The organism is Streptomyces sp. NBC_00080 (genome assembly GCF_045041255.1).
In the GTDB taxonomy this organism is placed as follows: Bacteria; Actinomycetota; Actinomycetes; order Streptomycetales; family Streptomycetaceae; genus Streptomyces; species Streptomyces coriariae.
Window position 1 is genome coordinate 6354702 of the sequence record NZ_CP108235.1, and the last position, 11691, is coordinate 6366392.

The following is an 11691-nucleotide window of genomic DNA, read 5'->3' on the forward strand; positions in this document are numbered from 1 at the left end:
TGGGGATGCCGCTCGTTCCCGTGGACCCGGCGGTCGTGCCGCGCGCCGACGAGACGGCCGTCGATCGGGGGCTGCGGTTGGTGCGGACCCTGGCCCGGGCCACGTGCTTCGACGAGGACCACTCGACGGACCCCCTCCTGCACGGCTTTCTCTTCCTGGACCAGGACCGGGTGCGGCTGTACTTCCGGGCCGACGGCCTCCCGGGGGTGACCGCCGCCGACGTCCGGACGACCGGGGCGCTCACGGCGCTGATCTCGGCGCTTCCCTCGCTGGTTCGGGGGGAGGCGGAGCAGACGGTGGCGGACGACGGGGATCCGCACTGCGCACGGGTGCTCGATGTTACTCACTGGTGAGGAACTCGCTTCCCCGTGGCTGGATCACCCGTTACGCTCCCCCCGCGCGCATCCGGCGCGAGCAGGGGGTACCGGGGGTAATGGGGGACATGGCCGAGATAGTTGCCGCGCCCGAGAAGGGCCCGAACGCATGGGCTCAAGCCATCGCGGCGCTGGTGGTGGTCGGGGCGCTGGGGGGCGGGCTGTACGTGATCCAGAAGAGCGACGCCGCGGCCGCCGACAAACCGGCGGTCTGCCGCCTCGACGACGAGGACAAGAAGGCCGCCGAGAAAGCGCACGCGGCGCACCGCATCTCCGGGACGGAGCTGTGCACCGCGCTGAACCGCGCGGACCTGCCGGCGCTGCTCGGCACTCCGCAGGAGCACGCGCTGACGGCCTACGGCAGTGACGGCTCGGTCAAGATGGCGAGCGGCACGGAGATCCCCAGTCCCGAGGGGACCGTCCAACTGGACACCTACACCGTGAAGCTCTCGCGGTCCTACGACGACCTCCCGGTCGCGGGGATGGAGGGCCTGCTGAACGAAGCCGAGTCGAAGACGATCGCGGGCCACCCCGCGGTGCTCTACTCGAGCCAGACGATCGCCTTCAGCTTCGACCTCGGCGGCGGCAAGTCCGACACCGCCCCCGGCGGCATCGCCCGTGCGCTGGCCGTCGCCCCGGACACCAAGGACGGCGGCGGCTCCTACGAGATCGCCATCTGGCGCCAGGACAACGTGCGGCCGGACGACGCCGCCCTGCTGAGCATCGCGCAGAAGGTCCTGCCCGCGATCCCGGGCTGGGCGGCGGCAGGCTGACGGCGTCGGACGAATCCGGTTGGCTGACGGCGGTCGGGGGCCGGTTACTCGGCGATCTCCACCCGCACCGCGCACACCTTGAACTCCGGCATGCGCGAGGTCGGGTCCAGCGCCGGGTTGGTCAGCGTGTTGGCGCGGCCCTCGCCCGGCCAGTGGAACGGCATGAAGACGGTGTCGGGGCGGATCCCGGTGGTGATCCGGGCCGGGGCCACCGCGCGTCCGCGGCGCGACACCACGGCCAGCGGGTCGCCCTCGGACGCTCCGAGCCGCGCCGCCAGCCGGGGGTGCAGCTCCACGAACGGGCCGGGCGCGGCGGCGTTCAGCTCGTCCACGCGGCGGGTCTGGGCGCCGGACTGGTACTGCGACACGACCCGCCCGGTGGTGAGCAGGACGGGGTAGTCGTCGTCCGGTTCCTCGGCGTTGGGCCGGTGCGAGACCGGCACGAAGCGCGCCCGTCCGTCCTCCGTGGCGAACCGGTCGAGAAAGAGCCGAGGCGTACCGGCCGCCGGCCGGTGCCCCAGCCGGCCTCCCTCGGCGCCCTCGCTTCCCTCTTCGCCCCCGACGGTCGGCGCATCACCCCCGTCGGTCACCGCATCGCCCCCGGCACCCGCACTGCCCCCGGCCCGCGCCTCGCCCTCCGGCTCCGCGGGGCAGGGCCAGAACACCCCGGCCCCGCTCTCCTCCATCAGGCGCGCGTAGGTGATGCCGGAGTAGTCCGCGACGCCGCCCGCACTGGCTCGGCGGAGTTCCTCGAAGACCTCCTCGGGGTCGGTCGGGAAGCCCTTCTCGACGCCGAGTCGAGCCGCCAGCTCGTGCAGGACCTCCAGGTCGCTCCGTACGCCCTCCGGGGCGGTGATCGCCTGGCGGCGCAGCAGGACCCGTCCCTCCAGGCTGGTCGTCGTCCCCGTCTCCTCCGCCCACTGGGTGACCGGCAGGACGACGTCCGCGAGGGCCGCCGTCTCGGACAGGACGACATCGCAGACGGCGAGGAACTCGAGGGACTTGATGCGCTCCTCGATGTGCGCGGCGTGCGGCGCGGAGACCACCGGGTTCGACCCCATCAGCAGCAGTGACCGGACGTCGGACCCCAGCGCGTCCAGCAGCTCGTACGCGCTGCGACCGGGGCCGGGCAGCGAGTCCGGGTCGACGCCCCACACCTCGGCGACGTGCCGTCGGGCCGCCGGATCGTCCAGCTTGCGGTAGCCGGGCAGCTGGTCGGCCTTCTGGCCGTGCTCGCGCCCGCCCTGCCCGTTGCCCTGCCCGGTCAGACAGCCGTAGCCGCTGAGCGGCCGCCCGGCCCGTCCCGTCGCGAGGCAGAGGTTGATCCACGCGCCGACCGTGTCGGTGCCCTTGGACTGCTGCTCGGGCCCCCGCGCTGTGAGCACCATCGCGGCCTCGGGTTCGCAGAACAGCCTTACGGTCTCGCGGAGTTGTGGAACGGACACCCCCGTGATCCGCTCCACGTACTCCGGCCAGTGCGCCATGGCGGCCGCCCGCGCGTCCTCCCAGCCGGTGGTCCGTTCCCGTACGTACTCCTCGTCGACCCGCCCCTCGGCGACGATCAGGTGCAGCAGACCCAGCGCCAGCGCGAGATCCGTTCCCGGCCGGGGCGCGAGGTGCAGGTCGGCCTGCTCGGCGGTCTTCGTGCGGCGCGGGTCGATCACGATCAGCGTGCCGCCGTTCTCCCGCAGCTCGTTGAAGAACCGCAGAGCGGGCGGCATGGTCTCCGCGAGGTTGGATCCGACCAGGATCACGCACCCCGTCCGCGGGATGTCCTCCAGCGGGAAGGGGAGCCCCCGGTCGAGCCCGAACGCCTTGATGCCGGCCGCCGCCGCGGACGACATGCAGAACCGGCCGTTGTAGTCGATCTGCGAGGTACCGAGCACGACCCGCGCGAACTTGCCGAGCGTGTACGCCTTCTCGTTCGTCAGCCCGCCCCCGCCGAACACGCCGAGCGCGTCGGCACCGTGCTCGGAGCGCACCCTGCCGAGCTCCCCGGCGATCCGGTCCAGTGCCTCCTCCCAGGTGGCCGGCACGAGCGAATCGCCGGACCGCACCAACGGGGAGGTCAGCCGTACCCGGGAGGAGAGCACCGCGGGCGCCGTACGGCCCTTGCCGCACAGTGCGCCCCGGTTCACCGGGAAGTCCGGGCGCTCGACCACCTCGACGCCCCCCGTGGGCAGGGGCGACAGGGCCATCCCGCACTGCAGGGCGCAGTACGGGCAGTGGGTGGGCGTCGAAGTGGTCGGCATACGCTCCAGCGTGCTTCGGCCGTGTTACGCGCCGTGCGGTCTCCTGTTACGGCGGTGTGGTGGTGCCCTCCTCGCCGGACCGGACCCACCGTGAGGCGCCCGGCGGAGCGGGACTGCCGCACGCGGGGCGGGCCCGCTGCCTGGCCCGCCGCCCCACCCGCCACCTCACCGGTCGTCGGCGAGGGCCCTCGTCACTCCCGGTTCCTTCGGTCCGAGGAACCTGGGGTCCGGCTCGAACACCGCGTCCAGGGCCGCCTTGCCGGCCGCGAGAATCTCCCGGGTGCCCCCGTAGTACCAGGTCACGTCGTGTTTGGCGGCGACCCCGACGCCGTACGAGTCCACCCCCGCCGCCTCGCACAGGGCGACGGCCCGCCGGATGTGGAAGTCCTGGCTGATCAACACGGCCTTGTCGACGCCGAAGATCTTCTTGGCGCGGACGCAGGAGTCCCAGGTGTCGAAACCGGCGTAGTCGCTGACGATCCGCTCGGCGGGCACCCCGTGCCGGGTCAGATAGGTGCGCATGGCGTCGGGCTCGTCGTAGTCCTCGCGGCTGTTGTCCCCCGTCACGAGCACGACCTCGATACGGCCCTCCCGGTACAGCTTCGCCGCCGCGTCCAGCCGGTGCGCGAGATACGGCGAGGGCTCGCCGTCCCACAGACCGGCGCCGAACACGACGGCGACCTCGGTGCGCGGCGCGTCGGCGGTCGTACCGAGCCGGTCGGCCGTGGAGACGTACAGCCAGGTGGCCGGCAGCAGCGCGAGCACGCACCCGGCCATCACGGCCTGCACCAGCCGTCGCCGGCCGGCACGGGTGCGCGGCAGCCGCGGTCGACGGATGTCCATACGGTGATCCCCCAGGTCGAAACAGGTCGAACAGGCGAGCGGGTCGCAAGCCCCCTTCGGCCCGAGAAGACGCAGCCGACGGTGATCCGGTTCGTTCCCGCACCACGAGCGACATCTCACACCGCCCCCGGGCCCGGCGTGAACGACCGGAAAACACTCGTGACGGTCAGGCAACGGGGGTGCAACCTCGTGCCGTCAGGATCTGTTCATGAAGGCGTCGCCCGCTCAGTACGACGAGTCCGAAGTCCACGACGAGTCCGAAGTCCACCTCGACAGTACGGCGCACATCATGAACCGGATCAGCTCCCAGCTCGCCAGCCAGCTCAGCCTCGTCCAGCTCGACGGCCGCCGGCGTCCCGGCCCGCCCGCGCTGGTCGTCGTCGCCCACGGCAGCCGCGACCCGCGCGCGCTGAGCACCGTCCGTACGCTGCTGGACCGCGTCCGCGAGCAGCGCCCCGGTCTGCCGGTGCACCTCGGTCACATCGAGCTCAACGAGCCGCTGCTGACGGACACCCTCGCCGACCTCGACGCCCACGGCACGACGGACGCCGTCCTGGTCCCGCTGCTCCTGGCCCGCGGCTACCACGTCAAGCGGGACATCCCCGAGATGGCCGCGAAGGCGCGGGTGCACACGCGCGTGGCCGCACCGCTCGGCCCGCACCCGTTCCTCGTGGAGACCCTGCACACGCGCCTGGTCGAGGCGGGCTGGCGCACGGACCTGACGCAGGAGGAACGCCGGACGAGTGCGGTCGTCCTCGCGGCGGCGGGCTCCCGCGACCCCGACTCGGCCGTCGACACCCGCCGTACGGCCCGCCTCCTGGCGCGCCGACTGGGCGTCCCGGTGGTTCCCGCCTACGCCTCGACGGCGACCCCGACCGTTCCCACGGCGCTGCGGGCCCTGGCCGCGCGCGGCCGTGACCGGGTGGCGGTCGCCTCCTATTTCACGGCCCCCGGCCGCTTCGCGACCGAGTGCGCGCAGGCGGCCCCCTGGATCGCGTCCGCCCCGCTGGGCACCCACCCGGCGATGGCGAGCCTGCTCCTGCACCGCTACGACCAGGCCTGGGCGACCCCGGCGAGCACGGCCCCCGAACTGGCGTCGGCCTGAGCCCCCGGGGCGGCCCGGACCCGCCGACGCACCGGACGGACCCGCCGGCGTGCCGGATCCGACAGCCGGGCAGGCGCCCGGTACCACCCGATTGTCACCCCCGCCGCTTACTGTCGAGACATGGAAGGCACCGCACACCTCGACACCGCCTATGACCCGACGTCAGTCGCCCGCTGGGCCCCCGAGCCGGACAAACGCCCCGGCCGGACCGCCTTCCAACGAGACCGTGCCCGCGTCCTGCACTCCTCCGCGCTCAGAAGGCTCTCCGGCAAGACCCAGGTGGTCACCCCGGGCACCCGCACCGACGCCTGGGACGCCACCCCCCGCACCCGCCTCACCCACTCCCTGGAGTGCGCCCAGGTGGGCCGCGAGCTGGGCGCCGCACTCGGCTGCGACCCCGACCTGGTCGAGGCGGCCTGTCTCTCCCACGACCTCGGGCACCCCCCGTTCGGGCACAACGGCGAACAGGCGCTGAACGAGTTCGCGCGCGACTGCGGCGGCTTCGAGGGCAACGCCCAGTCGCTGAGGCTCCTCACCCGCATCGAACCCAAACGCTTCACCGCCGAGGGCTCCGTGGGCCTGAACCTCACCCGGGCCGCCCTCGACGCCGCCACCAAGTACCCCTGGCCCCGGGACGCACATCCCGTCGATCCGGCGTCCGGCAAGTTCGGCGTCTACGAGGACGACAGGCCCGTCTTCGACTGGGTCCGCGAAACGGCCCCCGGTACGCGTACGTGCTTCGAGGCGCAGGTCATGGACTGGGCCGACGACGTGGCGTACTCGGTGCACGACGTGGAGGACGGCCTGCACGCGGGGCACATCGACCCCAACTGCCTGCACGCCGAACCGGAGCGCCGGGAGATCTTCCGGGTCGCCGTCGGCCGTTACGTCCCCGCGGGCACCGATCCGGCCGAACTGGCCGCCGCCCTCGACCGCCTCCAGGACCAGGACTGGTGGCCGCACGGCTACGACGGCACGGCGGCCGCCCAGGCCCGGCTGAAGGACGCCACCAGCCAGCTCATCGGCCGTTTCTGCCTGGCCGCCGAGGGCGCCACCCGCGCGCGATGGGGGTACCACCCAGGCCGTCCAGGCACTGGGGGAGGCACCGGGAGTCTCACCCGCTACGGCGCCGAGCTCGTCGTACCCGAAGAGGCGCGCCTGGAGTGCGCGGTCCTCAAGGCGGTCGCCGACCGGTACGTCATGCAGCGCGCCGAACAGGAAGTCCTGCGCGCCGACCAGCGCATCGTCATCAGCGAGCTCGCCGAGGCGCTCACCGCCCGCGCGCCCGACGGCCTCGACCCCCAGTTCCGCGCTCTGTTCGACCAGGCACCCGACGACCGCGCCCGCAAGCGGGTCGTCGTCGACCAGATCGCGTCCCTCACCGACGCCTCGGCCCGCTCGCTGCACAGCCGTCTGACGGAGCGGACGAGATCCTGACAAGTGCGGACCGGGTGCGCCCGAACGGGCCCGGAACGTGACCCGACGTGCCCTGATCGGGCACGTCCCCCTTCCCCCATCACGCTGCGTGCGGGACGCTCGCATGTGGCGGCACGCTCAGTGTTCTCTGGGGGACCACCCCCCAGAAACCCGGTAGGAGGCATCACGTGGTCGACGCGGATCAGACATTTGTCATCGTCGGAGGAGGCCTGGCCGGCGCCAAGGCGGCCGAGACGCTGAGGGCGGAGGGCTTCACCGGCCGCGTGATACTGATCTGCGACGAACGCGACCACCCCTACGAGCGGCCGCCGCTCTCCAAGGGCTTCCTGCTGGGCAAGGAGACGCGGGAGAGCGTCTTCGTGCACGAGCCCGCCTGGTACGCGCAGAACGACATCGAGCTGCACCTCGGCCAGACCGTCGACGCGATCGACCGCACCGCGAAGACGGTCCGCTTCGGTGACGACGGCACGCTCGTCCACTACGACAAGCTGCTCCTCGTCACCGGCGCGGAACCCCGCCGGCTGGACATCCCCGGCACCGACCTCGCGGGCGTGCACCATCTGCGCCGGCTCGCGCACGCCGAGCGCCTCAAGGGCGTCCTGGCCGCCCTCGGCCGTGACAACGGCCACATCGTGATCGCCGGCGGCGGCTGGATCGGCCTGGAGATCGCGGCGGCGGCCCGCGACTACGGGGCCGAGGTCACCGTCGTCGAACCGGAGCCCACCCCGCTGCACGGCGTCCTCGGCCCGGAGCTCGGCTCCGTCTTCGCCGACCTGCATCGCGAGCACGGCGTCCGCTTCCACTTCGGCGCCCGGCTCACCGAGATCGTCGGCCAGGACGGCATGGTCCTCGCCGTCCGCACCGACGACGGCGAGGAACACCCGGCGCACGACGTCCTCGCGGCGATCGGCGCGGCCCCCCGCACCGGCCTCGCGGAGGCGGCGGGCCTCACCCTCGCCGACCGCGCGCACGGCGGCGGGATCGCGGTCGACGCCCGGCTGCGCACCTCCGACCCCGACATCTACGCGGCCGGCGACGTCGCGTCCTTCCCGCACGGTCTCTTCGACACCAGGCTGCGCGTCGAGCACTGGGCCAACGCCCTGAACGGCGGCCCGGCGGCCGCCCGCGCGATGCTCGGTCAGGACGTCGCCTACGACCGCGTGCCCTACTTCTTCTCCGACCAGTACGACCTGGGCATGGAGTACAGCGGCTGGGCCCCGCCGGGGACGTACGACGAGGTGGTGATCCGCGGTGACGCCGGCAAGCGGGAGTTCGTCGCGTTCTGGCTGAAGGAGGGCCGCCTCCTCGCCGGGATGAACGTGAACGTGTGGGACGTCACAGAGCCGATCCAGAAGCTGATCCGCTCGCGCGAGCGGATCGACACGGAGGCCCTGGCGGACCCCCGGGTGCCGCTGGACGGCCTCGGCGCCTAGGCCGGGTTCCGGTCGTCCGCGGGGCGTGTGCGGCCGCTCGCGCCCCGCGGGCGAGCCGCGCATGTCACGGCCCCGCGCACCCCAAGGGCGCCACGGCCCGCCGGAGATGTCGGCGCGCCCCCGTAGAATCACCTCGTGGCAGGACGGATCAACGACGAGGACGTGAAGGCGGTACGGGACGCGGTCCCGATCGACGCCGTGGTGTCCGAGTACCTCCAGCTGCGCAACGCGGGCGGCGGCAACCTCAAGGGCCTCTGCCCCTTCCACGACGAGAAGTCGCCGTCCTTCCAGGTCAGCCCGAGCAAGGGACTGTTCCACTGCTTCGGCTGCCAGGAGGGCGGCGACACCATCACGTTCGTGATGAAGGTCGACCACCTCACCTTCTCCGAGGTGGTCGAGCGGCTCGCCGCCCAGGCCGGCATCACCCTGCGCTACGAGGAGGGCGGCTACAACCCCGCCCACCAGCGCGGTGAACGCATCCGCCTCGTCGAGGCGCACAAGATCGCCGCCGAGTGGTACGCGGAACAGCTCGCCACCGGATCCGAGGCCGACACCGGCCGGATCTTCCTCGCCGAGCGTGGCTTCGACCAGGCCGCGGCAGTGCACTTCGGCGTCGGCTACAGCCCCCAGGGGTGGGACCACCTCACCCGCTATCTGCGCGGCAAGGGCTTCACCGACAAGGAGCTGCTCCTCTCCGGGCTCTCCCAGGAGGGGCGCCGCGGGCCCATCGACCGCTTCCGGGGCCGGCTGATGTGGCCCATCCGCGACATCGGCGGAGAGGTCGTCGGCTTCGGCGCGCGCAAGCTCTACGAGGCCGACAACGGACCCAAGTACCTCAACACGCCCGACACGGCGATCTACAGGAAGTCCCAGGTCCTCTACGGCATCGACCTCGCGAAGAAGGACATCGCCAAGTCCAGCCGCGCGGTCGTCGTCGAGGGCTACACCGACGTCATGGCCTGCCACCTGGCCGGTGTCACCACGGCCATCGCGACCTGCGGCACGGCCTTCGGCGGCGACCACATCAAGATCCTCCGCCGACTCCTCATGGACAACGGCAGCGCCCGCGTCATCTTCACCTTCGACGGCGACGCCGCCGGGCAGAAGGCCGCCCTGCGCGCCTTCGAGGACGACCAGAAGTTCGCCGCCGAGACGTACATCGCCATCGCGCCGGACAACATGGACCCCTGTGACCTGCGCCTGGCGAAGGGCGACGAGGCGGTCGCCGACCTGGTCGAACCACGCACGCCGCTCTTCGAGTTCGCGCTCCGCCAGATCGTCGTCCGCTACGACCTGGACACCCCCGCGGGCCGCGCCGCGGCCCTGGACGAGGCCGCGCCGATCGTCGCCCGCATCAAGAACAGCGGCGCCCAGCACGAGGTCGCCGTCCAGCTGGCCGGCATGCTCGGCATCCTGGACACCCAGTTCGTCGTCAAGAGGGTTGCCCAGCTGGCCCGTTGGGCCCGTGACCGGGGCGGCAAGGGCCCGGCGCCGACCCGTGGCCCCCAGCCGTACGAGTCCGCCTCCCGGCCCGCCGCGGGCGGCCCCGCCCTCAATCTCCGCAACGCCGTCTACGCCACCGAACGCGAGCTGCTGAAGCTCGCCCTCCAGCGCCCCGAACTGGTCTCCCCGGCCTTCGACGCGTACGGGATCGACGAGTTCACCGCCGCGCCCTACGCCGCCGTACGCCAGGCGATCCAGGACGCGGGCGGCGCCGAGTTCGGCGTCAAGGACGGGCAGGAGTACCTGGTCCGGGTCCGGGAGGCCGCGCCCGACGACGCGGTCCGCGCGATGGTGACGGAGCTCGCGGTCGAGGCGATCATGCGCCGCACGGTCGACGAGAACTACGCGGGGGAGCAGCTGGTGACGGTCCGCCGCAGGGCCGTGACCCGCAGGCTCACCGATCTCCAGGGCACGCTGACCCGTCTCGGCCACACGGACCCGGCCCAGTCGGCCGCCGTCCAGAACGAGATGATGATCCTGACCAGGTACGACAGGGCGTTGCAGCACGAGGGCCCGTCCGCTCTCTGAGCCGCCGACCGCGGCACGGTAATCACGCGGTCACGGACCGGACTCAAAAAGTCGTCGCACGCCCCTCGTGGCGGCTGTGTGTCGTACTCCACACTGGGGGCGGTGCCTGAGTCCTCGGAGCGCGGCCGATCCCGGACGGACGCGGCGTGGCCGCCGACTCCGCCCCCGAAGTACCGCTGCTGCTCACCTCAGCAGCGATCATCCTGGAGGTCGCCCCCGTGCAGACCCAGACCCTGACCCAGACCGTCAGCACTGCCGAGAGTACGGCCGGTACCACCGGTGCCGGCACGGCCGACGGCACGGAACCGGACGCCGAGACCGACGTCCTGGCCGCCGTCCCGCCGCAGAACCGTGCCGCGCACCACCCCGAGACCCACCCCGGGACGCAGGCCGAGTCCGAGTCCGAGACCGAGTCGGAGCCGCCCGTCGAGGCTCTGGAGGACGTTCCCGAGGACGCCCCCGAACCCGTCCCGCCACCCCGCACCCGCACCACCGACAGCGGCAGCCCCTCCTCGGACCTGTTCCGGCAGTACCTGCGGGAGATCGGCCGCATCCCGCTGCTCACCGCGGCCGAGGAGGTCGAGCTGGCCCGGTGCGTGGAGGCCGGCCTGTTCGCCGAGGAGAAGCTGAGCGGCGCGACCGACCTGGACAGTCAACTGGCCCTCGACCTCGACCGGCTGGTCGTCCTGGGCCGGATGGCCAAGCGGCGGCTGATCGAGGCCAACCTGCGGCTCGTGGTCTCCGTCGCCAAGCGGTACGTCGGGCGCGGGCTCACCATGCTCGACCTCGTCCAGGAGGGCAACCTCGGCCTGATCCGGGCGGTCGAGAAGTTCGACTACGCCCGCGGCTACAAGTTCTCCACGTACGCCACCTGGTGGATCCGCCAGGCCATGTCCCGCGCGCTGGCCGACCAGGCCCGCACCATCCGCGTCCCGGTCCACGTCGTCGAGCTCATCAACCGGGTCGTCCGCGTCCAGCGCCGGATGCTCCAGGAGCGCGGCTACGAGCCGACCGCGGAAGAGGTCGCCGCCCAGCTCGACCTCCTGCCGGAACGCGTCGGCGAGGTCCTGCGGCTGGCCCAGGAGCCGGTCTCGCTGCACGCCCCGGTCGGCGAGGAGGACGACGTGGCCCTCGGCGACCTCATCGAGGACGGCGACGCGGCCAGCCCCGTCGAGTCGGCGGCCTTCCTGCTGCTGCGCGAGCACCTGGAGGCCGTGCTCTCCACCCTCGGCGAACGCGAGCGGAAGGTCGTCCAGCTGCGCTACGGACTGGCGGACGGCCGGCCGCGCACGCTGGAGGAGATCGGCCGCATCTTCGGCGTGACGCGCGAGCGGATCCGGCAGATCGAGTCCAAGACCCTCAACAAACTCCGCGACCACGCCTTCGCGGACCAGCTGAGGGGCTACCTCGACTGAGCGGGGCCGCTCACCGTCACCCGGTGCG

At 72.6% G+C, this 11691-nt stretch carries 8 protein-coding genes and 1 pseudogene; 7 read left to right on the forward strand and 2 right to left on the reverse strand.

The genetic code is table 11. From position 1 onward, the window contains the following. Positions 1 to 5 precede the first annotated feature (5 nt). Positions 6 to 353 carry a hypothetical protein gene (locus OHU34_RS28385; RefSeq protein ID WP_200839674.1) on the forward strand — a complete coding sequence of 116 codons (348 nt, stop codon included), beginning with the start codon at positions 6 to 8 and terminating at the stop codon, positions 351 to 353. 89 nt (positions 354 to 442) lie between these two features. Further along, positions 443 to 1147: a DUF6215 domain-containing protein gene (locus OHU34_RS28390; protein ID WP_308285920.1), complete on the forward strand. Its 705-nt coding sequence runs from the start codon at positions 443 to 445 to the stop codon at positions 1145 to 1147. A 44-nt stretch (positions 1148 to 1191) separates the two neighbouring features. Here the strand turns inward: OHU34_RS28390 and OHU34_RS28395 are convergent, their stop codons facing one another. Beyond that, positions 1192 to 3399 carry a molybdopterin oxidoreductase family protein gene (locus tag OHU34_RS28395; RefSeq protein ID WP_230195799.1) on the reverse strand — a complete coding sequence of 736 codons (2208 nt, stop codon included), beginning with the start codon at positions 3397 to 3399 and terminating at the stop codon, positions 1192 to 1194. Positions 3400 to 3564: 165 nt separating this feature from the next. Beyond that, on the reverse strand, positions 3565 to 4242 hold the full coding sequence (locus OHU34_RS28400; protein WP_142264193.1) for a vancomycin high temperature exclusion protein: 678 nt from the start codon (positions 4240 to 4242) through the stop codon (positions 3565 to 3567). 208 nt (positions 4243 to 4450) lie between these two features. Between OHU34_RS28400 and OHU34_RS28405 the strand changes: the two genes are divergently transcribed. From OHU34_RS28405 to OHU34_RS28425, 5 genes and pseudogenes are all read left to right on the forward strand, one after another. Next, positions 4451 to 5347 (forward strand): sirohydrochlorin chelatase, encoded by an 897-nt coding sequence (locus OHU34_RS28405; RefSeq protein ID WP_142264192.1) that lies wholly within the window; start codon positions 4451 to 4453, stop codon positions 5345 to 5347. 120 nt (positions 5348 to 5467) lie between these two features. After that, positions 5468 to 6784 carry a deoxyguanosinetriphosphate triphosphohydrolase gene (locus OHU34_RS28410; RefSeq protein ID WP_142264191.1) on the forward strand — a complete coding sequence of 439 codons (1317 nt, stop codon included), beginning with the start codon at positions 5468 to 5470 and terminating at the stop codon, positions 6782 to 6784. Positions 6785 to 6951: 167 nt separating this feature from the next. Continuing rightward, positions 6952 to 8217 carry an NAD(P)/FAD-dependent oxidoreductase gene (locus tag OHU34_RS28415; RefSeq protein WP_405768920.1) on the forward strand — a complete coding sequence of 422 codons (1266 nt, stop codon included), beginning with the start codon at positions 6952 to 6954 and terminating at the stop codon, positions 8215 to 8217. Positions 8218 to 8352: 135 nt separating this feature from the next. Then, positions 8353 to 10248, forward strand: a complete 1896-nt coding sequence (gene dnaG / locus OHU34_RS28420; protein WP_142264189.1) for a DNA primase — start codon at positions 8353 to 8355, stop codon at positions 10246 to 10248. Positions 10249 to 10350: 102 nt separating this feature from the next. Then, positions 10351 to 11663 (forward strand): annotated as a pseudogene (locus OHU34_RS28425) (RNA polymerase sigma factor). Positions 11664 to 11691: the final 28 nt, after the last annotated feature.